This is a genomic window from Pantoea phyllosphaerae (assembly GCF_051025595.1).
Lineage (GTDB): Bacteria > Pseudomonadota > Gammaproteobacteria > Enterobacterales > Enterobacteriaceae > Pantoea.
The window spans coordinates 106,153-129,800 of the sequence record NZ_JBPFDE010000003.1 but is presented as its reverse complement, the minus strand read 5'-3'; the positions used below and the strand labels follow the sequence as shown (position 1 = coordinate 129,800).

Genomic DNA, 23,648 nt, shown 5'->3' with positions numbered 1-23,648 from the left:
GGCGCACGTTATTTCTCTTTTTATATTTATCCTTGCACAGGAAATAGTTAGATCTCTTAATGTTGCGCTGCTTATTTTTAGCGGCAAAAAAATGATCCTTGTCAATTTTAATGTAGATGGATGAGCTATGTCGCAAAATTAATATAAATTTTATGGCGACTTTTCCGATAAACCAGATATCCAGCAGGGCTTTTTGCCGCTGAAAACTGCCAAAGGGGCTTTATCGATGAAAGTTATGAATATTTTTACAGGCCTGAAGATAGGTGGCAAATTGACGCTGGGTTTCGCGTTAGTTATCTTTGCCTCTACCATCATTGCGCTGCTTGCGTTCCGCTGTTTTTTTAGCATTCAGGAAAACTCAGCTAAACGTGACATTATTGTTAATATGGCCAATACGCTCAGTGAGGCCAGGCTCAATCGGACGCTGTTTCAATATACCAGGGATAAAAAATATTTTGAGCTTAACGGGGCGGCGATGAATAAGCTCACCGTATTGAAGGATGATCTGGAAGAGCACGTATGGTCTGCCGAAGGCGAGGCAAAAGTCGTTCAGCTCGAGCAAAATTTGAAACAGTATCAGGATAAACGAGCGTGCTTTCTTGCCGCGACAAACAACGCCGACAGCGCGTTAACGGAACTCGCCGCGATGGCCTTTCCTTCATTCGCTGAGAAGCTCAGTTCGCGTGCCTCTTTTGTCCCTTCTGAAACGGCGGCAGCGATTTTTTCACTGAAATCGAAAATTGATTCTCTTTCTTTGACATTGCGGGATTATCTGGCAAAGCCAGATGAAGCCTTGTTGAATACCCTCATCGGGCAACTCAATGAGAGTCAGCCGCTGATGGCAGCGGCTGGGACCTCTGATGATGCTTTGCTCAACGAGATATTAACGGCCATGCAGCAGAAAAGCGCAGCTATGCCCGCTCGGTTGCAGAACTATCTACAGCAGGTACATACAGAAAAAGGGGCTTCAGACGAGATGACCGGAGCCGCCGTGTCGCTGAATAAAGCGATGACAGCGTTAGCGCTTTATCAGTCAGAAATGGCAGGCAAGTATATTCAGACGGCGCTCTGGCAGATTGCTTTTACCACCATCGCCTGTATTGTGCTTAGCCTTCTGGTTGCATGGCAGATGACCCGCAGCATTACCCGTCCCCTTAAAGAAACGCTCTCTTCCGCGCAGCGTATTGCGGAGGGCGATTTGACCTCGGAAATCACCAGCACGCGCGCTGATGAGCTGGGGCAGCTCATGACAGCGGTTAACGCCATGAACCTGAGCCTGCGCACAATCATTTCACGCGTTCGTGACGGCGTAAACGGCGTGGCGCGTGCATCCTCCGAAATTGCCGCAGGCAATATCGATTTGTCATCGCGAACAGAGCAGCAATCCGCAGCCGTCGTTGAAACCGCAGCCAGTATGGAAGAGCTGACTTCGACGGTCAAACAGAACGCCGAAAACGCGCACCACGCCAGCCGCCTGGCTACTGAGGCCTCGCATAATGCCGGTCGTGGCGGGGAGATCATCAGGGATGTTATTACCACGATGGGCGGCATCAGCCAGAGCTCAGGAAAAATCGGCGAGATCATTTCGGTGATAAACGGCATCGCCTTTCAGACCAATATTCTGGCACTGAATGCGGCTGTTGAAGCGGCGCGGGCGGGTGAGCAGGGGCGTGGATTTGCCGTCGTTGCCGGCGAGGTAAGAAATCTGGCACAGCGGAGTTCGCTGGCTGCAAAAGAGATTGAAACGTTAATCCGGGAATCGCTGGATCGGGTCAACGGCGGGACGGAGCTGGTCAATCGCGCCGGAGATACGATGCAGGATATCGTCCAGTCCGTTTCGCAGGTCAGGGATATCATGGGCGAAATTGCCGCAGCGTCGGATGAGCAGAATCGCGGAATTACCCAGATCGCTCAGGCGATGACGGAAATGGATACCACTACACAGCAGAACGCGGCGCTGGTGGAGGAGTCTTCTGCTGCGGCCAGCAGTCTTGAAGAACAGGCGCTTGGGCTGGAAAGAACCGTCTCCATCTTCCGACTGCCGTCGTCCCTACCGGCAGTGCATCAGAGCGTGCCGGATAACCGAGCCACTCCTAAGATGCCGGTGTCCGCTACGTCTGCTGATAAAGAGTGGGTAACCTTTTGATTGATTAGCGCCCCTCGTGAGGAGGGGCGCTGAACGGCAGCAGTGCCCAGCGAATGCCCGTTATCTACTCAGCAACGCTTAAAAGCTGTTTAACCAAATAGCGCAAATCCTCTTTCGCCTGCTGAAAGCCTTCTGCTGTCGGACTGACGCTCAGAATATCGGCATAGCCATTCACCGCGCCGCCTATCATACGGGCGGTGCGCGCTACATCGACCTGCCGGTAAAGCCCCTGGCCCACGCCCGTCTCGATGAGCCTTTCTAAAAGGCTAAACCATCTGTTCATGTTGTTCATGGCCAAATCAGCATAGGCGGGATCGTGCTGGGCCTGCGTCCAGACCGAATTGTACAGCAGCCAGTCCGCATCCTGGGTTGCAGGCAAACTGGTAATAAAAACATCAAGCGCGACATCAGGCGCGAAACCGGCAATAGCCTCTTTAAAAGCATCAAGATCGGCCTGCATGAAACGCTCAACCGCCTCCAGCCTGAGCGATCGCCAGTCGCGGAAATAGTGATAGATATGGCTACGTGAGATACCGACATGCTCGGTAAGCTCTCGGGTCGTCACCTTATCGATGCCTTTATCGATAAAAAGCGCTATCGCGCCGTCGAGGATTTTAGTCCGAAGGTTTTCTGCTGGCATAGGTTCGTTATTTCCCTGCATTGACTTTGAGCAAGCGCTCAAATAGACTCGCTTCAGTTTTGAGCAGCCGCTCAAGTACATCATAATCAGAAGTTAAACATGCAAATATTCAAAACGCCAGCGCCGCCTGCGCCTGCCCGCAGCGCCCTCCAGACCCTGAAAAAGTTAGGGCGTCGGCATCGTAAAAAGCTACTGCTGACATTTTTGCTGGTGGTTGCCGAGAACGTGATGTATCTGCTCTATCCGCTACTGGCGGGATTTGCCATCAACGCCATGCTTTCAGGGCGGGCACTGCACGCAATGCTTTACGCGGGCATGGTCTTTGTCATGTGGGCGATTGGCGCCGCGCGCCGCAGCGTAGATACCCGCACGTTTGCCCGTATTTACACCGAGCTGGCGGTGCCGGTGATCCTGACGCAGCGCAGCGAAAATCAGGGCGCATCGACCATTGTCGCTCGCGTGACGCTGTCGCGCGAATTCGTCGATTTTTTCGAGAAGCATCTGCCAGTGCTAATCACCTCCGCCGCGTCGATTACGGGAGCCGCTGCGATGCTGCTGGCTATAGAGTTCTGGACCGGCATCGCCTGCATCGCCATCCTGGTTTTCTTTGGCGGCTTTCTGCCCGGCTTCACGCGTAAAAACGAAGCGCTGTTTGTACGTCTCAATAACCGACTGGAAAAAGAGGTGGGCTTTGTCAGCACCGCCAGAGCGCCTGCGTTGACGAGGCATTACGGCGTGCTGGCCGGTTTGCGTATCCGACTCTCCGATCGTGAAGCCATGGGATATCTGGCCATTGGATGCGTGACCGCGCTGCTGTTTGCCATGACCATTCTCTGCATGACGCTAAACGGCGTTCACGATTCTGGTCACATCTATTCGGTGATGACCTATATGTGGATGTTCGCCATGAGTCTGGATGACGCTCCGCAGCTGCTGGAGAAGTACTCCCAGCTCAAAGATATCGGCCGCCGCGTCAACACCGGGCAACTCTGAGCGTAACGCAACAGTGACCTCCTCCTGCTTAACCACCGGATACTTCGATGCCGCAATTTTTTATTGAAAGGCCTGTTTTTGCCTGGGTGATCGCCCTGTTTATCGTACTGGCAGGCGTCATTGCCATACCGCAGCTGCCGGTGGCGCAGTATCCGTCGGTGGCGCCGCCGGGCGTCAGCATAACGGTGACCTATCCGGGCGCCACGCCAGAAACCATGAATGAGTCGGTCATCTCGCTGATCGAAAGAGAGATCTCCAGCGTCGACGACATACTCTACTTCGAATCTTCAAGCGATACCTCAGGCACGGCCAGCATCACGGTGACCTTTAAACCCGGCACGGACATCAAGCTCGCTCAGGTTGATGTGCAGAACAAAATCAAGGTGGTGGAACCCCGTCTGCCGCAAACCGTCCGCCAGAACGGGCTAAACGTGGAGGCGGCCAACGCTGGCTTTCTGATGATCGTCGGGCTGCGCTCGCCCACGGGGCAATACAGCGAACAGGACCTGAGCGACTATTTTGCGCGTAACCTTTCTGAGGAGCTGCGGCGCGTGCCTGGCGTCGGCAAAGTTCAGCTGTTCGGCGCGGAGAAAGCGATGCGCATATGGCTGGATCCGGTCAAACTGTTCAACTACAAGCTTTCGGTCAGCGACGTCACTACCGCCCTGAGCCAGCAGAACGCGCAGGTCTCGCCCGGCAGAATCGGCGATGAACCGGCACAGCCCGGACAATCCGTCACTTACCCGCTTACGGTGCGCGGACAGCTCAGTTCGGTGGAGGATTTCCGCAACATTACGCTTAGGGCGCTGAGCAACGGCTCGCGCGTCCGGCTGGCTGACGTGGCGCGCGTGGAGCAGGGGCTGCAAAGCTATGCGTTCGCTATTCGCGAAAATGGAGACGCGGCCACGGCCGCCGCGATTCAGCTGATGCCCGGCGCCAATGCCGTCAGCACCGCAGAAGGCGTGCGTTCACGACTGAATGAACTCTCAACGGTGCTGCCGCAGGGCATGGCGTTCTCGGTGCCGTTTGATACCGCGCCCTTTGTGAAGCTCTCGATTGAGAAAGTGATACACACCTTTATTGAAGCCATGGTGCTGGTTTTCCTGGTGATGCTGCTGTTTCTGCAAAACCTGCGCTACACCTTAATTCCGGCAATTGTCGCGCCGGTGGCGCTGCTCGGCACCTTTACCGTGATGCTGGCGAGCGGATTTTCCATTAATGTGCTGACCATGTTCGGCATGGTGCTGGCCATCGGCATCATCGTGGACGATGCGATTGTGGTGGTAGAGAGCGTTGAGCGCCTGATGGCGGAAAAAGGCCTGTCGCCGAAAGAGGCGACGCGTGAGGCGATGCGCGAGATCACGCCGGCGATTATCGGCATTACGCTGGTGCTGACCGCCGTGTTTATCCCGATGGGATTCGCGACCGGCTCGGTCGGTGTTATCTATCGCCAGTTCACCCTCTCGATGGCCGTTTCTATTCTCTTCTCGGCTTTCCTTGCGCTGACCATGACTCCCGCGCTGTGCGCGTCGCTGCTGAAGCCGATTGCGCAGCACGGCGAAAAGAAAAGGGGCTTTGCAGGCTGGTTTAACCGCCGCTTCAGCGCCCTGACGGTCCGCTATGATCGAGGATTGCACGCCACGCTGCGCCGCAGCGGCCGCCTCATGCTGATTTACGCGGCGCTGTGCGCGGTAATTTTTGTTGCCTGGTCGGCGCTGCCTTCATCTTTTATCCCCGATGAGGATCAGGGCTACTTTATGACGTCGATCCAGCTGCCGTCAGACGCTACGCAGGAAAGAACCCGTCACGTGGTCGATCGGCTTGAAAAAGCGATTATGGAAAGGCCCGGCATTGCCAGCAATATCTCTGTTTTCGGCTTTGGTTTTTCCGGCTCCGGCCCGAACACCGCGATGGCCTTTACCACGCTGAAGGAGTGGGGCGAACGCCAGGGCGCAACCGCGGATGGCGAAGCGGAATTTGTTCAGACCACAATGAGCAACGACGCCGCCGCCACGGTTATGAGCCTGATGCCGCCCGCCATCTCCGATATGGGAACCTCATCAGGTTTTACGCTTTACCTTGAGGATCGCGCCGGGCGCGGCTACGCCGCCCTGCTGGAGTCGGCTACGGCGCTGACGGAAAAGGCCAACCAGAGCGGCGTGATGAAAGATGTCTACATCGAGGGGTTGCCCGAAGGCGTCAGCGCCGCACTCGAGGTGGACAGGGAGAAAGCGCAGGCAATGGGCGTCAGCTTTGACGACATTAATCAGGTGCTGTCAGCCGCCATCGGCTCAAATTACGTGAATGATTACGTAAATAATGGGCGGGTGCAGCAGGTCATTGTGCAGGCGGATTCCGCCTACCGCATGCAGCTGGCGGATCTGCTGAAGCTTTACGTCAGGAATGCGTCGGGCGAGATGGTGCCGCTGTCGGCTTTTGTCACGGCAAACTGGTCGCAGTCGCCGCAGCAGCTCAATCGTTATCAGGGCTACCCCGCCATTCAAATTGCCGGCAGCCCCGGCGACGGTTACGCCAGCGGCGCGGCGATGGCTGAGATGGATAAGCTCGCGGCCTCATTGCCGACAGGCTATTTCGTTGAGTGGACCGGTGCCTCGCTGCAGGAGCGCAGCACCGCGGCGCAGATGCCGTTGTTGATAGCCTTATCCGTGCTGGTTGTCTTTCTGGTGCTTGCCGCGCTCTATGAGAGCTGGTCCGTGCCGCTTTCAGTCATACTGGTCGTTCCACTGGGTATGGCGGGCGCGCTGCTGGCGGTGTTTATCGCAGGGATGTCGAACGACGTTTTTTTCAAAGTCGGCATGATTACGCTTATCGGACTGTCAGCCAAAAACGCCATCCTCATTGTCGAATTTGCGCGGCAGCTTTATGCGCAGGGTAAACCGTTAGCTGAGGCCGCCAGAGAGGCCGCGCGATTACGCCTGCGACCCATTATCATGACGTCGCTGGCTTTTACCCTTGGCGTAGTGCCGCTGATGCTGGCGAGCGGGGCCAGTAAAAGCACCCAGAATGCGATTGGCACAGGCGTTTTTGGCGGCATGATCAGCGGCACGCTGCTGGCCATCTTCTTCGTGCCGGCGTTCTTTGTCATCGTTACTTCTGGGGTGCAAAGGCTGAGTGGCGCGCTAAAAAGAGTTAATAAAGCCTGATCGATCGGCTCAGGGCAGTTATGGCTGCCCTGGGGTTACTCTTTGCTGAGACATCTGCTTGATTGCCGTCGCCAGTCTTCAGGAAGTGAGTTTCAGGCACGTTAAAAGTGACGCCAGCGAGTCGACAGGTCCGGCATGGCATTGAGATGAGCGCGTCTTATCCCAGGGCATGGCATCATCAGTACAGAAGTCTCCTGCGCATTGCATTTCAAGCCGCTCATCCAGTAAGCCAACGGGGATCCAGACATAAGGCTCGCCGCGCAAGGGGTTAGGCACCGTCGAGCCGCACAGGCTGCAAAAATCTGTCCGATAGCCAGTCGGTTTTGACCATGAAACAATGCCATTTTCGCCGTTAATCCACCTGAATCCGGCGCTTTTCACCAGCGTGGCAAGATTGTAGCCGACGCCACTCTGCTTTCTGCAAAGCGAGCAATGGCAACGATAAAACAGGGCAGGCTTTTCAGCCAGTTTAAATACGACTGCTCCACACAAACACGATCCGTTCATTTCAAACCATCCTGGCTCAGCCATGTGTACTGCAACCGACAATAGCGGCTGCAGCAGTATTGCATCGGTCATTGCCTGACAGAGGAAGAGTAGCGCGATGACAGGATACGCAAGGGTATCCTGTCGACATCCACATTTCAGATGTTTTTACTGGCCAGGGTCAGTTAAGGCTTAAGGATAACCTTTGTCCATCCCTCGTCGCGATCGTCAAAGTGCTTATATCCCACAGGCGCCTCTTCGAGCGAAAGGCGATGTGAGATGATGTCGCCCGGGCTGGCTTTCCCCTGATGGATCAGACGGGCCAGCTGACGGTTATAGGCTTTCACGTTTGCCTGTCCGGTACGTATTGCCTGTCCTTTGAACCAAAAGCTGCCGAAATCAAACGGCATTTTACCTTGTCTGGCGAGGTCGGACGCCGCGCCCGGATCCTGGGGAATAAAGACGCCAACCACCCCAATTCCTCCGGTTGCTTTGGTTGACGCCACCAGGCTGTTCATGGTGACCGAATTATCTTCATGGCCATGTTTGTTACAGCACTGATAGCCCACGCACTCACAGCCGCAATCGGTGCCGCGGCCATCCGTCAGGTCGAGAATTTTTTGCACAGCTTCATCGCCGACCGCATTGATGGCTGTCGCCCCCAGCTTCTCTGCCAGGGCCAAACGGTCCTGGTGTGTATCCACCACAAACACCTGTGAAGCCCCTTTGATAATGGCTGAGTGGGCCGCCATCAAACCTACCGGCCCCGCGCCGTAAATAGCGACGCTTTCACCCGGCTTTAATCCGGCGAGTTCAGTTGCATGCCAGCCGGTCGGGAAGATGTCAGAGAGCATCACATAATCATCTTCTTTTTCCACTGCATCAGGCGGGAGCACGAGGCAGTTAAAGTCCGCGAAGGGGACCCGAAGCAGCTCCGCCTGACCGCCTTCCCATGGGCCCATTTCCGCAAACCCATAGGCTGCGCCTGCGGTGCCGGGATTGGCGGTGAGGCAAAAGCCTGTCAGACCTTTTTCACAACTCTCGCAAAAACCGCATCCGATGTTGAACGGCAGGCAGACATAGTCCCCGACCTTAATACGCTCAACGCCAGAGCCAATTTCAACCACCTCACCCAGATTTTCGTGCCCTAAAATACGGCCCTGCTCAAAGCTGGTCCGGCCCTCATACATATGCAGGTCAGAGCCACAAATATTGGTGGTGGTAATGCGGACAAGGACATCGGTGGGGCGGACAATTTTCGCATCCGGTACCTCTTTTACTTTGACATCGTAGGGACCGTTGTAAATTACTGCTTTCATGCGCTTCTCCTGATGGCGACCGGAAAGGAATGGCTGCCCGGCCGAGTGAGTGTCGACTAAGCTTAGCTGTCATGAGGCATAACGCGATCGTCAGCGCGGCGATCGAGATAGTTCTTATCTGCATGAACATGACGCAGGGCACGCCGCTCCTCCCGGCGGCAAAAGCGATGCCAGACAGGGCAATGCAGGCGCAGGATGCGGCTCCGGCCTCTGCAGAAGGCATGGATGAGCACGCTATGGAGGCGATAGCCATGGCCGAAACAGGAGGAAATGCCTGCCCACGGCTATCCGGGTCTGCTTTATCAACCAGTGAGTCCGCTAGACGCGCATAGCGGACGGCAAAATGGGGACAAGTTCACCCCTGTAGCTTCCTCAGACAGCGATCCATCGCACTCACCACCCAGTCGATATCGTGCATCTGGAAACAGAGCGGCGGACGGATTTTCAGCACGTTGCCGTAGGGCCCGGCGACGGAGGTTAGCACAAACTCTTCGCGTAGCGCCTCCACCAGGTCGAGCGCCAGCCGTTTATCCGGCTGCTTACTCTCCCTGTCCTTCACCAGTTCAAACCCGATAAACAGCCCCGCGCCACGCACGTCGCCGATGCAAGGGTAAGCGGCCTGCAGGGATTGCAGCGCCGCCAGCAGCGCGGCGCCGGTTTTCAGGCTGTGCGCCTGAAGCGCTTCCTGCTCAATCACATCCATCACCGCATGGGCCGCCGCCATGGAAACCGGATTGCCGCCAAAGGTATTAAAGTAAGGCAGCGCATCGCTAAACGCCGCCATCACCGGCGCTTTCGCCATCAGGCCGGACACCGGAATGCCGTTCCCCATGGGTTTACCGGTGGTGACCACATCGGGCACCACGCCGTGTCGGGCAAAGCCCCAAAAGGCCTCACCGGTGCGGGCAAAACCTGGCTGCACTTCGTCGGCGATAAAAATTCCGCCGTTCTGATGCACGACATCAATCGCCTGCTTTAAAAAGCCTGGCTGGCCGGGTAACACGCCGTCTGAGGAGAAGATCGAATCGGCCAGGAAACCGGCAAACCTGATGCCGTGCGCGGCCATATCGTCGATCTGCCTCTGAATTTCCTGCGCGAACCATGCTCCCTGATCCGCCGTCTGGACGCGATAAAAGTCGGGCGGCGCCACCAGCCGGGTATGCGGTGAAAGCGGCTGGCCGCTGCCCAGCGCGGGCGAGACGCCGGAGGTGAGCGCGCTGGTGCCGTGATAGGCTTCTCTGGAGACGATGATCCCGGTGCCGCCGCTCCAGCACTGGGCAATGCGGATAGCCAGATCGTTCGCTTCGGAGCCGGTACACATATACATAGCCCGATCGATTTCTGCGGGCAGGGTGGCCAGAATGCGATCGCTGTACGCCAGGATCGATTCGTGCAGATAACGGGTATGCGTATTCAGCTGCATCATCTGTTGATGCACCGCCTCCACCACCGCGGGATGACAGTGACCAATGCTGGCCACGTTGTTGTACATATCCAGATACTGATTGCCCGCCTTATCCCACAGATACTGGCCCTGTCCGCGCACCAGATGCACCGGGTTGCGGTAAAAGAGCCGGTATGATTCGCCCAGTACCCGGCTGCGCTTATCGGTCAGCTGTCGAATGTCTGGCGTCAGCCTGTCCGCATGTTCAGCGCGAAAGCTGTTGGTATCCATTATGGTTGAACGTACCGTCATCGTGACTCCTTGGTCTTTGTACTGCCCTGCCGCAGGCTATGCGCAGCAGGGCTTAAACAGGCGTTAGTCGGTTTCTGCGGCAACCGAGGTCTGCGCGATGGCGCCGCGGCGGGAGTGGGTGGTCAGGAAATAGAGATAGCCTGTCACCATAAAGCCCACAAACAGCGCGCCGATCTGCGGGTTAAACCACAGCATCGCGATCAGGCAGATCGCCGAGCCACACAGGGCAATACCCGGGATCACCGGGTAACCCGGCGCGCGGTAGCTGCGCGCCAGGGTCGGATCGGTGCGGCGCAGTTTAAACAGGCTCAGCATGCTCATGATGTACATGACGATGGCGCCAAACACCGACATGGTGATCATCGCGGCGGTCAGACTCATTCCCTGAAAGCTGATGCCGTCAGAGAAAATCGCCAGGATGCCGACCGCGCCGCCCGCCAGAATCGCGCGGTGCGGCGTGTTGAAGCGCGACAGCTTCGCCAGCGACGGCGGCAGGTAGCCCTCCCGCGCCAGCGCAAAGAACTGGCGAGAGTAGCCCATAATAATGCCGTGAAAACTGGCGATCAGACCGAACAGCCCAATCCATACCAGCATGTGCATCCAGCGCGAATCGTTACCGACCAGCATTTTCATCGCCTGCGGCAGCGGATCGTTGATGCCGGAAAGCGTGCGCCAGTCGCCCGCACCGCCCGCAAATACCATGACGCCCACCGCCAGCACCACCAGCGTTAAAATGCCGCTGATATAGGCGCGGGGAATGGTGCGACGCGGATCTTTCGCCTCTTCGGCCGCCATCGCGACGCCTTCAATGGCCAGGAAAAACCAGATGGCAAAAGGAATCGCGGCAAATATGCCGGATACCGAGGCCAGCGAGAACGTCTCTTCTCCCGCCCAGCCGTGCGCCACAAAGTTCGTCAGGCTGAAGCCCGGCGCCACCACGCCCATAAACACCAGCAGCTCAATCACCGCCAGCAGCGTGACCAGCAGCTCAAAGGTTGCCGCAATGCTGACCCCGATGATGTTGAGGCCCATAAAGATCAGGTAGGCGCAGACCGCGATAAGTTTGGGGTTCACTGCCGGAAACTGCACATTGAGGTAAGCGCCTATCGCCATGGCGATGGCCGGGGGCGCGAAGACAAACTCGATTAGGGTGGCAATGCCCGCAATTAACCCACCGGTATCGCCGAAGGCGCGACGGCTGTAAGCAAACGGCCCGCCTGCCTGCGGAATGGCGGTCGTCAGTTCGGTAAAGCTGAAGATAAAGCAGGTGTACATGGCGGCGACAAACAGCGTCGTGACCAGAAAGCCCAGGGTACCCGCGGCGCCCCAGCCATAGCTCCAGCCAAAATACTCGCCCGATATCACCAGTCCCACGGCGATACCCCAGAGTTGCAGGGTGCCCAGGGTGGGTTTCAGTTTCTCTTTCATCACGGCGTTCCCCGTCTGCGTAAAGTGAAAAGCGATGCCTCAAAAGCTGACGGGTAGATGATGGACACAGCCCCAACAGAAAAACTTGACCGCAGAAAACAGAAACGCGTCGGCTGGGGTCAAGTCGCCCCAGCTCAGGCCGTCGTGACTCTGCCAAAGTCAATTTTTGCCTGCTCTCCTGTCAAGCGTGCTGGGAAGGTTCAGCGCCATGCTGAAGCCACACGCAGAGAGAGGGAGCCAGACATGAGCATCAAGCAATATGACACCTTGAGTAACGACGCCATTCTTCAGCTTGCCCATCAGGCATTGCAGGCCTATCCCGGCTGTCTGCACGCTGAGGTCAGGCTGCTGTGCCGTTCCGAGAACGCGACCCTGGCTGTCAATACGCCACAGGGCCGCTATGCGTTGCGTATTCATCGGGGCGACTACCACGCCAGGCAGGATATCGAAAGCGAGCTTCACTGGCTGGACGCCCTCCAGGCCGCAGAGATCTGTGTGCCGGTTGCCCTCAGGGATGGGCAGGGCAACCGCATTCAGACGCTTCCCCTGTCTGACGGCGGCGAACGTTATGCCGTGCTGTTTCACTGGATAGAGGGCGATATGCTCACCGATGCGGTCGAGCCGGCGGCATTTCGCCAGCTAGGCCGCATCACCGCGCAGCTGCACCACCACAGCCGGCGCTGGCAAAAACCGCAGGGCTTTCGCCGCATCGTCTGGGATCATCACACCATGGTTTCCCCGGCTGGCCACTGGGGCGACTGGCGGGATGTCGCTGGCCTGGCGCGCTCGCAGCACGCGGTCGTTGAAGAGACGCTGGCTCATGTGGGCCGCGAGATGGCGGCATTTGGCCAGTCGCCCGATCGCTATGGCCTGATCCACGCCGACCTGCGGCTGACGAATCTGCTGGTTCACAAAGGGGAAACGCGGGTCATCGATTTTGACGACTGCGGGATGGGCTGGTACCTGCACGATCTTGCCGCGGCCATCAGCTTTGTCGAGCACCATCCCAGCGCCCCGCAGTGGGTGGAGAACTGGTTAAACGGCTATGAGCAGGTGGCGCACGTCAGCGATGAGGAGCTGGCAATGATCCCCTCGCTGCTGATTCAACGCCGCATTCAGCTGACGGCCTGGGTGGCCTCCCATAGCGAAACGGAGATGGCGCGCGGCCTGGGCAGCGGCTGGGCCGACGACACGGTGCGCCTGTGCCATCGCTACCTCGAAGGCGCTCGTTTGCCGATTGGCGTTTAGCGCACTCTGACGGTGCCAGAATGGATAATTGCAGTGCAATCTGTTTTGCGGCGGCGCTAAGTCGCTGTTATCACGCGCCCGAGGGCTGGTATGTTTTTTGCAGAAACAACAGATGTTCAGTTTCAGGCGGAAAGCATTATGAGCAGCATATTGCCAGAGGTGGCACTTACAGCCTTGTCCAGCGCAGGAAGCCAGCACCGTGGCGTCCTGTCGGCTGCCGCGACAGGGCTGGGTGATTTCATTAACGCCCAGGGCGGCGATGTGGATCGCATTTTTGGCATCAGCGGCATCGATCCTGATACGCTTGCCTGCCCGACGCTGAGTCTGGATCTGGTGAATTACTGCCGGGTGCTGGAGGAAGCCGCCAGCCAGGCGGGCGTAGATAACTTCGGTTTGCAGTATGGCCATCAGTTCCGCCCGCAGGCTTTGGGACTGATCGGCTATATCGGCCTGTGCTCGGCGACGCTGGAGCAGGCGCTGCGCAACGTCGTGAATGCGTTTCCCTGGCATCAGCACAATACCTGTATCCGTCTGACGGAGCATGGCGATTACTGGCAGCTCGATTATCAGGTGCGTCACGGCGCGATTCTGCTGCGCCGGCAGGATGCGGAGTTAACGTTGGGCATGTTTCTTAACCTGATTCGCCACGCGGCAGGACGGCACTGGGCGCCGCGGGAAGTCCACTTCGAGCATCCGCGCCCCGAGCACTGGCATGAACACTGTAAAGTCTTCGATGCGCCGGTCTATTTCGATCAGCCCTTTAACTCCATGCTGGTGGCTAAAACGGATCTGAGCCGCAAAATGCCGGATCACGATCCCATGCTGCTGCTGGTAATGCAGGATGCGATCCGGCGGCTCAGCCCGCCAGCGGTCAATCAGGGCACCGTTAATCAAACCCGCACCGACATCCACCTCCAGTTATTGAGCGGCGAACCTTCGCTGGAAACGATCGCTGAGAAACAGGGGCTGTCCGCCTGGTCGCTCCAGCGACGGCTGCGCGAGGAGCAGACCTCTTTTTCCGCCCTGGTGGACAGCGTGCGTAAGGAGATGGCGACCCACTATCTGAAGCAACACCATCTGCCGGTGTCAGAAATGGCGCTGTTGCTGGGCTATTCCGAAGTCAGCGCCTTCTCCCGCGCGTTCCGGCGCTGGTTTGGCTGCAGCCCGCGCGACTGCCGGAAAGCGCAATAAGAGGTTTTGCTCGTTAGAGGGGGGAATAATGCCGCTGGCGAAAAGGCGCAATACGCGCGGAGAGCGACATCAAAAAACCCTGGCCGCGACCTGCGCCGCGGCCCGGAACTCAGGCAGACTGCCACTCGCTTTCCACGTCGGCTTTCGATTTGGACAGAATAACTTTGTTATCGTCCACTTCTTTTACCCAGCTAAAAGGAATGATGTGGTGTTTGCCGCCCGCTTCAGGATCGCTTTTAGCCAGCTTGATTTTGTCTTCGCCTTCGAAATGGTCAACGATGCCAACGTGTTCACCGTTAACGTCTACAACCTGAGCGTGATCTAAAATTTCTGATTTGCTTACCATAATGCCTCCATCCTGGTGAGTAGGTTGAAACACATCGTCCGATGCGCTTCAGGACTCATTAAGCCTGGTCGCTACCTGTCGGTTCGGTCAAGTCAGTAACAAAATGAAATATTTATTATGGGCGTGACGACAGAGAAATCCTCTGCCTTGTACCGCAATAAACCGTTATTTCCGCTGGCCCTGACGGGCGCTAAAAAAGAAAAGCTGAGATCTCGTCTACACTTTTGTCTGTTCCTAAATCCCTCCGGCACCAGAGGAGAGCCCGTGAAAAAATCTATAGCAGACGATGAGATGCCCATCATTATTCCCGACACAAGCTTCAATCAGGTGCTGAGCCCCGAAACCACCAACAGAATAAATACCCAGGATTTTCTTTCGCGCAGCTGCGCGGATTTTGCCCTGCCGGGCTATACGCTGCCGTTTGGCTACCGTCTGGTGAGCTGTCCAGATGAAAAGCAGTACCGCATGGTGACCTGCGAAGCTGAGCCGGAAACGGTTTATGCGGTCAGGCTGGAGGAGACGCAGGATTTTACCTCACCGGAGCGCGCCTGCATTCAGGTCATGGTATGGCGCACCCGGCAACCCGAGCATGAACATGCGGTACACGGCATCGCCCGCCGCTTTTTCCGCTATTTTCTGCAAACCTACTCGGTCATCGTTACCGACAGCGCCCAGACCAATGCCGCTCGCGTCATGTGGGAAGGAATGATCGCCTGGGCGCTGCGCGATCCGGGACACTACGTCTATATCTACAATGCAGCCTGGCAGGAGAGAAAGCTGGCGCGCGTGCGCGGATGGGATGAATTTTGCGCGCACTGGGCCGGTTTTTGCTGGGGCGCAGAGCCGCAGAGCCACCTCAACCGGCGCGTGGTGATTAGCACGGTACCGCTCGATTAAGCGCCGTTGCCGGCGCGCGCAGGGCGCTTTCCGGCAGGGCAGAGCGGGAGGGTGTCGCTGGCCCGCTGGCGCAGCGACAATGTCTGACCGTTATTTTGCACCCTCCATGAAACCCGGCACAAAGCGGTTGACGTCAACCTCCATAAACTGCGAACGCTGGAAGCTGGACTTAAGGTCATAGGGCACCGTGCAGTCGTAAATCGTTTTGCAGGTGATACCGTGCGCCCGGATAGAGGGGCTGAACGCAGGATCCTGCGACGGATCGAGCGGATGGCAGCGCACGCCGGGAATAAACACCGTATCCACGTCAGCCTGATAGCGCGTCGTCATCGCCCAGATCACATCGTTCAAATCGAAGATATCGACATCGTCATCCACCAGAAAAACATGTTTAAGCTCTGAAAAGGCGGAGAAGGCGAGTAGCGCCGCCTGACGCTGGCGTCCTTCATCCTGCGGCCCGCGCTTGTTGATCTGCAGCACCGCCATATATTTGCCGGTGCCCGGCGACGGGCAGTGGACATTTTTCACCAGTCCCGGCAGCGCGCGCTCCACCATATCAAGAATGCTTGCCTCGGTCGGAATGCCGGCGAGACTGGTGTGCTCGTCACTTGGCCCGATGCAGGTCTGCAGAATAGGGTGCTTGCGGTGCGTGACCGCTTTCACTTTGATAACCGGCACGGCCGCCTGCGCTTCGCCGGTGTAGCCCGGGAACTCCGGCATCGCTTTGCCGGTGTGGGTGTGCTGATCTTCCTGAACGCGATAGTTGGGGATCAGCTCGCCTTCGATCACAATCTCCGCGTTGGCGATGGCGCGCGCCTTGACCGCGACCCCTTCAACCAGCTCTACCGCGCGTCCGCGCAGCCCGCCAGCGATCGCCAGCTCGTCAAAGCCCAGCGGCGTCGTTGGCGGCTCGAAGCAGGCGCCGATTTCGATGGCCGGATCCACGCCGATGCTGATGGTAATCGGCAGAGCGTTGCCAGCCTGTTCCGCTTTGATGCGGAACTGATCGAGATGACGGCCCGGCACGAAATAGATTGAGATCTCATCTTTGCCCTGCACGCAGAGGCGGTGAATAGTTACATCATGCTCTCCCGTTTCCGGGTCGGCGGCGTAGCACATGCCGAGCGTGAAGTAAGGGCCTGCGTCTTCAGGCGTATTAGTCGGCGCTGGCAGCAGCGTACGGATATCGAATCCTTCGTCGGACGCCAGATGCACCACCTCCTGACAGACCGCCCGCTCGTTGGGGATCACCACCGGCGCGATGGCGCGATGCACCGATTCGCGCAGCAGGTTAGCCAGATTCTCTTTCGGCACCCCCAGCAGTCGCGCCACCCGCTGACGCGAAGCGAGCAGGCCGATCAGCACGCGAAAATCCTCATAGCCTTTCACGTTGTTGAAGACCATCGCCGGCCCGGTGCGCGTCGGGCGCATCACCGTGCCGCCTGCGCCGACATAGCGGTAAACCCCCGACAGCTCGGCGGCCGGATCCACCGGCTCGCTGGTCTCAATATATTCGCCGTCATACTGTTTCAGTATGTCGATGGCGGCACGTAGATCGACGCTTTTTTCCTCTGCGGGGCGCTGTGTAATGTCTGTCATCTTTTTCTCCTGAAGCAAAGTAAGAGTTAGCCGGGCGCTTAGCGGGCCAGGCCCTGCCAGCGGGTCGATTGCGCGCTCTCCAGCCCAAACTGATCGAGCACGCGACCGGCGATATGGTTTTCAACATCCGCGATGGTCTCAGGGTGGTTATACCAGGCGGGAACAGGGGGAATGATGCTGACGCCCATGCGCGAAAGGGCGAGCATATTTTCCAGATGGATGGTGTTCAGCGGCGTTTCCCGCGCGACCAGCACCAGTTTGCGCTGCTCTTTCAGCACCACATCTGCCGCGCGGCCAATCAACCCTTCAGCATAACCACTGCGAATGCCCGCCAGCGTTTTCATGCTGCAGGGAATGATGATCATCCCGTCAGTGACAAAGGATCCGGAGGAGATAGTCGCGGCCTGATCGCCGGCGCTGTGGTAAACGTCCGCCAGCGCTTTAAGATCCTTTAGCGGCAAACCTGTCTCGTGCTCAAGGGTGGTTTTACCCCAGCGGGAGACGATCAGATGCGTCTCTACATGCGGCATCGCCGCCAGCTTGCGCAGCAGGGTCACCGCGAGCGGCGCGCCCGTCGCGCCGGTCATGCCGACAATAATTCTCATGCAGCCTCCTGAGTCAGGTGGAAAGGTACCGAGCCCGAACGGGCCGGATAGCGGTATGGGAGGAAGATAACGCTGAGACTGATAAGGGTCTAATTGGTATTATGCTTTTATTAATAAGTAGCCTTTATCAGGTGAGTCATGGAATACCCTAAGCTGCGCTCCTTCATTACCCTGGCGCGCACCCTGCATTTTGCCCGCGCGGCGGCGGAGGTTGGCCTGACGCAACCTGCGCTGAGCCAGCATATTCAGTCGCTGGAGCAGAGCTGGGGCGTCAGGCTGTTCGAGCGTAACAAACGTCAGGTCAGCCTGACGGTCGAAGGGCAACTGCTGCTTGAGGAGGCGGAGCGCACGGTGCAGAGGATCGACAACCTGCGCGCAACCGTCAAAGAGGTCGCCGCCGGCAGCCGGGGGTTGTTGCGGCTCGGCTATGTCGGCACGGCGGTGCTGGAGCCGCTGCTGGTCAGGGCGCTGCGAAGTTTCAGAAGCCAGTTCCCGGCGATCCGCCTTGAGCCGATGGAATATAACGTCAATCAGCAGATCGGCCTGCTGCAGAGCGGCGAGCTGGATGCAGGCATTCTGCGCGGGCCGCTGCCCGATTTTCGCTTTCTCGCCTGCCGGGAAATCCATCAGACGGCGCTCTGCGCGGTGATACCCGACGACCATCCTCGTACCGGAGATAAGCCGGTCAGCCTGCGCGATCTGGCGGGCGAAACCCTGATCGTTCAGCAGGATCCCGACGGCGTCGGGCTGGGCGGCGCCGTGTTGCGTATGTATACGGAAGCGGGCCTGGTGCCAGCGAAAATAGTGCGGGCGCGGGACGTTAATACCGCCATTAACCTGACGGCGATGGGAGTGGGAATAACCTGTATTCCCGCTTCGCAGCGTCATTTTCTGCGCCAGGATGTGATGGCGTTAGATATTATCGACACCGCCGTGACCACCTCTTTGTATCTTTGCTGGAAAGAGGGCACGCGCAGTCAGGACGTGCTGCGGTTTATTAAAAATACGCAGTCGCTATTTAGCGCCCGCCAGTGATGAAAATAACGCTGCCCGCTCCCTGTTCCAGCCAGTTTTTTATCTTACTAAAAAGAAAGAATTTTCATCGGTAAATTATTTCAAAAATAATAATATTTCGTGATGGCCTTTTTCTTATTGGGATGAGGTCTACACTTTTCCTTCATGCTTCGTTTATTCCCAGCTCACCCTGAATCATTACTCTAAAGCTAAGGATCTTATCCTGGGCTTAATTGAATCACCTATGCAGAACGCGCAGACTTCGCTGGCATGAACGATAAAATGATTATCTCAATCAGGAGGTTATAATGCACACTGGCCAAGCGCCGGTACGGGAATGGAATACGCGCCGCAGCGAAAAAGCGCGTCGTCTGGCATCCTTTCCCGTAGACGGTAAAGTCATCCCGACTGAAAGAGCGGTAGACGCGCTGGAGAAGTTAATTGCCCCTGGCGACCGCGTTGTCCTTGAGGGAAATAACCAGAAGCAGGCCGATTTTTTATCGCGTACGCTGGCTGAAGTGGATCCGGCAAAAGTCCATGACCTGCATATGATTATGCCCAGCGTAGGCCGTAGTGAACATCTCGATATTTTTGAAAAGGGCATCGCCCGCAAACTCGATTTTTCATTTTCCGGCCCGCAGAGTTTACGTATTTCCCAGCTTCTGCAGGATGGCCAGCTGGAAATTGGCGCCATCCACACCTACATCGAACTCTATTCCCGACTCTACGTCGATCTCAGCCCGAACGTGGCGCTGATTGCCGGTTATAAAGCTGACCGCAAAGGCAATCTCTACACCGGCCCCAGCACCGAAGATACGCCAGCGCTGGTAGAAGCCGCCGCGTTCCGCGACGGCATCGTTATCGCCCAGGTCAACGAGCTGGTGGATGATGAAAGCGACCTGCCGCGCGTCGATATTCCCGCCTCCTGGATTGATTACATCGTCGTCGCCGACAAACCTTTTTTCATTGAACCGCTGTTCACGCGCGATCCTCGTCTGATCAAGCAGGAGCATATCCTGATGGCGATGATGGCGATCAAGGGCATCTACGCCGAACACCAGGTGCAGTCGCTCAACCACGGCATCGGCTTCAACACCGCCGCCATCGAACTGCTGCTGCCGACCTACGGCGAGCAGCTCGGGCTGAAAGGCAAAATCTGTAAGCACTGGACGCTGAACCCGCATCCGACGCTGATTCCGGCGATTGAGAGCGGCTGGGTAGAGAGCGTGCACTGTTTCGGCGGCGAGCTGGGAATGGAAGAGTATATCCGCGCCCGTCCAGACATTTTCTTCACCGGCAGCGACGGCTCGATGCGCTCTAACCGTGCGTTCTGCCAGCTGGCCGGTCAGTACGCGGTCGATATGTTTATCGGCGCGACCCTGCAGGTCGACGGGCTGGCGAACTCCTCTACCGTGACGCGCGGTCGCCTGTCCGGCTTCGGCGGCGCGCCAAACATGGGCCACGATCCCCACGGTCGCCGCCATGCGACGCCCGCCTGGCTCAATATGATGACCGAGCCCGACCCGATGCAGCGCGGTAAAAAGCTGGTGGTGCAGATGGTGGAAACCTTCCAGGCGGGCGCGAAGCCGACCTTCGTCGAGCAGCTCGACGCCGTGGAAGTGGCGAAATCGTCCGGTATGCCGCTGGCGCCGGTGATGATTTACGGCGATGACGTGACCCACGTGCTGACCGAAGAGGGCATCGCCTATCTCTATCGCGCCGACAGCCTTGAGGAGCGCCGCGCCATGGTGGCCGCTGTCGCGGGCATCACCGATATCGGTCTGGGTGTCGACGCCGCGCGCGTGGCCGCGCTGCGTAAAAGCGGCAAGGTTGTCTATCCGGAAGATATGGGCATTCGCCGCTCAGACGCCACGCGCTCTCTGCTCGCCGCAGGCAGCGTCGCGGATCTGGTCGAATGGTCAGGCGGCCTCTACAACCCGCCGGCAAAATTCCGGAGCTGGTAATGAAACGCCTGTCACAGACGCAAGCCGAGATGCAGGTGAGTCAGCTGGCGGCCATCGCGCGCGACTGCCTGATCGATGAGGCGCGCCTCAGTCCGAAGCCGGGTCTGGTGGACAGCCGCGGCAGCGGGGCGCATCAGGATCTGACGCTGGCGCTGATGGAGCGCTCGGCCTGCAGCCTGCAGCCGACTTTTCTGCAGCTGGCGTGTCAGTGCTGGCAGCGTCCGGCCGACGTCGCCCTGCGGGAAGCGGTCGGCCGTCTCGGGCGGGAAGGGGAGCGGCAGATGATGGCGGCCACCGGCGGCGTCAACACCCATCGGGGCGCGATTTGGGCGCTGGGCCTGCTGGTCAGCGCCGCGGCGATGAACGGCGGCTGCGCCGACGCGGAGCGGCTTGCTTGTAGTGCGGCGTCGCTGGCCAGCCTGCCCGATCGCGCCGCGCCGAAGCTGTTCAGCAAAGGGCTGAAGGCGACGCATCGCTATCGCGTGCCTGGCGCGCGGGAAGAGGCGCAGCAGGCCTTTCCGCACGTTGTCAGGCTGGCGCTGCCGCAGCTGCTGCGCAGCCGGGCGGCGGGCGCGAGTGAAAGCGAAGCGCGGCTTGACGCCCTGATGGCGATCATGACCTCCCTCAGCGACACCTGCGTGCTCTCGCGCGCCGGTCTCGAGGGCCTGCAGACCATGCAGGCGGGCGCCCGCGCGGTGCTGCTGGCTGGCGGCTGCATGACGCCGCAGGGCCAGCGCGCGCTGGCGCAGCTGGATGCCGATATGCTGGCCCTGAACGCCTCGCCGGGCGGCGCCGCCGATCTGCTGGCCGCCACGCTGTTTATTGACAGGGTAGCCGTTACTGCCCATCACGCTTTTCTTTAGAGGACGTTATGGAACACATCACACTATCTTTCCCTGCTAACCGCACCTTCAGCGGCAGAGCCCTTGCAGGGGTCGTTGGCTCCGGTGATATGGAAGTGCTGTTCACCGCAGCCGAAGGGCAAACGCTGAGTATTGATATCACCACCTCTCTCGACAACAGCGACGCCCGCTGGAAGGCGCTGTTCGATCGTCTCAGCCTGATCAATGGCCTGCCTGCCGGGCAGCTGGTGATCCACGATTTCGGCGCGACGCCGGGCGTTGCGCGTATCCGTATCGAACAGGTTTTTGAAGAGGTGAGCCATGCGTAACGATCCGAGTTTTATCGAGCTGCGCGCCCGCGAGCGCGCCCATGCGCTGCTGGACGAGGGCAGCTATCGCGAACTGCTCGATCCCTTTGAGGGCATTATGTCGCCCTGGCTGGCGCCGCAGGGCGTCGTGCCGCAGTCCGATGACGGCATGGTGGTCGCGCGCGGCACCATCAACGGCCAGTCCGCGGTGGTCATCGCCATCGAGGGGACCTTCCAGGGTGGCAGCATGGGCGAAGTCTCCGGCGCGAAAATGGCGGCGGCGTTAGAGCTGGCGGCGGAAGACAACCGCAACGGTATTCCGACCCAGGCGGTGCTCTGCCTGGAAACCGGCGGCGTGCGGCTACAGGAGGCGAATCTGGGGCTGGCGGCAATTGCCGATATCCACGCCGCCATCGTCGATCTGCGCCGCTATACGCCGGTGATCGGCATTATCGCCGGTACCGTCGGCTGCTTCGGCGGCATGTCGATCGCCGCCGCGCTCTGCAGCTATCTGATCGTCACGCGCGAGGCGCGGCTGGGGCTTAACGGCCCGCAGGTTATCGAGCAGGAAGCGGGCATCGAAGAGTATGACTCGCGCGACCGCCCCTTTATCTGGAGCATGACCGGCGGCGAAATTCGCTACGCGAGCGGGCTGGCCGACGCGCTGGTCGACGACGGCATCAGCGCCGTGAAAACCGCGATGAATACCTTTATTGAAAAAGGGGTGCCGGCGCAGCACCGCAGCGACAACTATGCCCACTTCCTGCCGCGCCTGACGAATTTTGATACGCGTCAGCAGGCGGACACGGCGCAGATTAAACAGCTTTTTGCCCGGGAGGATAAATAATGACCCAGACTATCAGCCGCGGTGCGACCTGGCTGGAAAAACTGGCACCCAATGCGCAGCGCCTGAGCGGCCTGTGCGACTCGGTTCAGGTGGCTGACGGCGAACTCAACGGCGAGCGCGTACGTCTGATCGCCGTCGTGCCCGATGCAAACAACCACTACCCGCGCGCCGCGCGCGGCGAAGTCGGGCTGCTGGAGGGCTGGACGCTGGCGAAGGTGGTTCACGAAACCATCGACGCAGATAAAAACAGCGAGGTGAAGCGCCCGATTATCGCGGTCATCGACGTGCCGAGCCAGGCCTACGGCCGACGCGAAGAGGCGTTCGGCATCCATCAGGCGCTTGCCGGCGCCGCTGGCGCCTATGCCAACGCGCGTCTGGCGGGACATCCGGTGATTGGCCTGATCGTCGGCAAGGCGATGTCGGGCGCGTTTCTGGCGCACGGCTATCAGGCGAACCGTCTGATCGCCATCAACGATCAGGGCGTGCTGGTGCATGCGATGGGCAAAGCGTCCGCCGCGCGCATTACGCTGCGCACGGTCGAGGCGCTGGAAAAACTGGCGGCGACCATTCCGCCGATGGCCTATGACGTCAGCAACTTCGCTACCCTTGGTCTGCTGGCCGATCTGCTCACCATCAGCAACCCGGACGCGCCTTCCGACGCCGATCTGGCACAGGTAGAAATCGCGCTGCAAAAGGCGATCGCCGACGCCCGCCAGGATCCATCGCTGAAAACCCGGCTCGGCGCGGAAAACCGCCGCAGCTCCTCCCTGGTGCGCGAGCGTATGCGCGCCGCCTGGTAAAAACAGAAACAGATAAAAACAGACCTGCCGGAACCGGCCTGTTCGGGGCGCACCGCCGCGCCCCGGAGTGAGGGCCGCTTTTAGAAATTATAAACATCGCGTGACTGGAATCTTA

Annotated in this window: 20 protein-coding genes; 12 read left to right on the top strand and 8 right to left on the bottom strand. The window is 58.5% G+C overall.

Annotated features, from left to right (window positions below):
- Window positions 1-226: 226 nt before the first annotated feature.
- Window positions 227-2,146 carry a methyl-accepting chemotaxis protein gene (locus tag ACR6A7_RS06020; protein WP_434123934.1) on the top strand — a complete coding sequence of 640 codons (1,920 nt, stop codon included), beginning with the start codon at window positions 227-229 and terminating at the stop codon, window positions 2,144-2,146.
- A gap of 64 nt (window positions 2,147-2,210) precedes the next feature.
- Here ACR6A7_RS06020 and ACR6A7_RS06015 read toward each other — a convergent pair whose 3' ends face one another.
- On the bottom strand, window positions 2,211-2,786 hold the full coding sequence (locus tag ACR6A7_RS06015) for a TetR/AcrR family transcriptional regulator (RefSeq protein WP_434123933.1): 576 nt from the start codon (window positions 2,784-2,786) through the stop codon (window positions 2,211-2,213).
- A 99-nt stretch (window positions 2,787-2,885) separates the two neighbouring features.
- On the opposite strand from ACR6A7_RS06015, the gene ACR6A7_RS06010 reads away from it, so the two are divergent.
- Together ACR6A7_RS06010 and ACR6A7_RS06005 are read left to right on the top strand one after the other, a co-directional pair.
- On the top strand, window positions 2,886-3,779 hold the full coding sequence (locus ACR6A7_RS06010) for an ABC transporter six-transmembrane domain-containing protein (protein WP_434123932.1): 894 nt from the start codon (window positions 2,886-2,888) through the stop codon (window positions 3,777-3,779).
- A 47-nt stretch (window positions 3,780-3,826) separates the two neighbouring features.
- Entirely contained in the window at window positions 3,827-6,943 is a 3,117-nt protein-coding gene (locus ACR6A7_RS06005; protein ID WP_434123931.1) for a multidrug efflux RND transporter permease subunit, read from the top strand.
- A gap of 78 nt (window positions 6,944-7,021) precedes the next feature.
- Here the strand turns inward: ACR6A7_RS06005 and ACR6A7_RS06000 are convergent, their stop codons facing one another.
- From ACR6A7_RS06000 to eat, 4 genes are all read right to left on the bottom strand, one after another.
- Window positions 7,022-7,450 (bottom strand): GFA family protein, encoded by a 429-nt coding sequence (locus tag ACR6A7_RS06000; RefSeq protein WP_434124128.1) that lies wholly within the window; start codon window positions 7,448-7,450, stop codon window positions 7,022-7,024.
- A 164-nt stretch (window positions 7,451-7,614) separates the two neighbouring features.
- A complete protein-coding gene (locus tag ACR6A7_RS05995; RefSeq protein ID WP_434123930.1) occupies window positions 7,615-8,748 on the bottom strand; it encodes a glutathione-independent formaldehyde dehydrogenase in 1,134 nt (377 codons plus the stop codon).
- 355 nt (window positions 8,749-9,103) lie between these two features.
- A complete protein-coding gene (locus ACR6A7_RS05990; protein WP_434123929.1) occupies window positions 9,104-10,444 on the bottom strand; it encodes an aspartate aminotransferase family protein in 1,341 nt (446 codons plus the stop codon).
- A gap of 63 nt (window positions 10,445-10,507) precedes the next feature.
- Window positions 10,508-11,872, bottom strand: a complete 1,365-nt coding sequence (eat, locus tag ACR6A7_RS05985) for an ethanolamine permease (protein WP_434123928.1) — start codon at window positions 11,870-11,872, stop codon at window positions 10,508-10,510.
- Between the two features lie 243 nt (window positions 11,873-12,115).
- On the opposite strand from eat, the gene ACR6A7_RS05980 reads away from it, so the two are divergent.
- Window positions 12,116-13,120 carry a phosphotransferase enzyme family protein gene (locus ACR6A7_RS05980; protein WP_434123926.1) on the top strand — a complete coding sequence of 335 codons (1,005 nt, stop codon included), beginning with the start codon at window positions 12,116-12,118 and terminating at the stop codon, window positions 13,118-13,120.
- A 138-nt stretch (window positions 13,121-13,258) separates the two neighbouring features.
- Entirely contained in the window at window positions 13,259-14,311 is a 1,053-nt protein-coding gene (qhpR, locus tag ACR6A7_RS05975) for an AraC-like transcriptional regulator QhpR (RefSeq protein ID WP_434123925.1), read from the top strand.
- A 109-nt stretch (window positions 14,312-14,420) separates the two neighbouring features.
- On the opposite strand, the gene ACR6A7_RS05970 is transcribed toward qhpR, so the two are convergent.
- Window positions 14,421-14,657, bottom strand: a complete 237-nt coding sequence (locus tag ACR6A7_RS05970) for a DUF2171 domain-containing protein (RefSeq protein WP_276740926.1) — start codon at window positions 14,655-14,657, stop codon at window positions 14,421-14,423.
- 264 nt (window positions 14,658-14,921) lie between these two features.
- Between ACR6A7_RS05970 and ACR6A7_RS05965 the strand changes: the two genes are divergently transcribed.
- Window positions 14,922-15,554: a hypothetical protein gene (locus tag ACR6A7_RS05965; RefSeq protein ID WP_434123924.1), complete on the top strand. Its 633-nt coding sequence runs from the start codon at window positions 14,922-14,924 to the stop codon at window positions 15,552-15,554.
- A gap of 90 nt (window positions 15,555-15,644) precedes the next feature.
- Here the strand turns inward: ACR6A7_RS05965 and ACR6A7_RS05960 are convergent, their stop codons facing one another.
- Window positions 15,645-17,153, bottom strand: a complete 1,509-nt coding sequence (locus ACR6A7_RS05960) for a UbiD family decarboxylase (RefSeq protein ID WP_434123923.1) — start codon at window positions 17,151-17,153, stop codon at window positions 15,645-15,647.
- A 38-nt stretch (window positions 17,154-17,191) separates the two neighbouring features.
- A complete protein-coding gene (locus tag ACR6A7_RS05955) occupies window positions 17,192-17,758 on the bottom strand; it encodes a non-oxidative hydroxyarylic acid decarboxylases subunit B (protein WP_434123922.1) in 567 nt (188 codons plus the stop codon).
- Window positions 17,759-17,896: 138 nt separating this feature from the next.
- Here ACR6A7_RS05955 and ACR6A7_RS05950 point away from each other — a divergent pair, with 138 nt between their 5' ends.
- The 6 genes from ACR6A7_RS05950 to mdcE all read left to right on the top strand — a co-directional run bounded on the left by ACR6A7_RS05950 (window position 17,897) and on the right by mdcE (window position 23,533).
- Complete coding sequence (locus ACR6A7_RS05950) at window positions 17,897-18,793, top strand: LysR family transcriptional regulator (RefSeq protein WP_434123921.1); 897 nt, start codon at window positions 17,897-17,899, stop codon at window positions 18,791-18,793.
- 287 nt (window positions 18,794-19,080) lie between these two features.
- Window positions 19,081-20,736, top strand: a complete 1,656-nt coding sequence (gene mdcA, locus ACR6A7_RS05945; protein WP_434123919.1) for a malonate decarboxylase subunit alpha — start codon at window positions 19,081-19,083, stop codon at window positions 20,734-20,736.
- Window positions 20,736-21,599, top strand: coding sequence for a triphosphoribosyl-dephospho-CoA synthase (locus ACR6A7_RS05940; protein ID WP_434123918.1), 864 nt, complete (start codon window positions 20,736-20,738; stop codon window positions 21,597-21,599). Before mdcA ends, ACR6A7_RS05940 begins: the two co-directional genes overlap by 1 nt.
- Before the next feature lie 8 nt (window positions 21,600-21,607).
- Window positions 21,608-21,907, top strand: a complete 300-nt coding sequence (gene mdcC / locus ACR6A7_RS05935) for a malonate decarboxylase acyl carrier protein (protein ID WP_103795029.1) — start codon at window positions 21,608-21,610, stop codon at window positions 21,905-21,907.
- Complete coding sequence (locus tag ACR6A7_RS05930) at window positions 21,900-22,733, top strand: biotin-independent malonate decarboxylase subunit beta (protein WP_434123917.1); 834 nt, start codon at window positions 21,900-21,902, stop codon at window positions 22,731-22,733. The genes mdcC and ACR6A7_RS05930 overlap by 8 nt, the downstream gene beginning before the upstream one ends.
- The gene (mdcE, locus tag ACR6A7_RS05925) at window positions 22,733-23,533 is read left to right on the top strand and encodes a biotin-independent malonate decarboxylase subunit gamma (protein ID WP_434123916.1); all 801 of its coding nucleotides are present in this window, start codon (window positions 22,733-22,735) and stop codon (window positions 23,531-23,533) included. Before ACR6A7_RS05930 ends, mdcE begins: the two co-directional genes overlap by 1 nt.
- Window positions 23,534-23,648 lie beyond the last annotated feature (115 nt).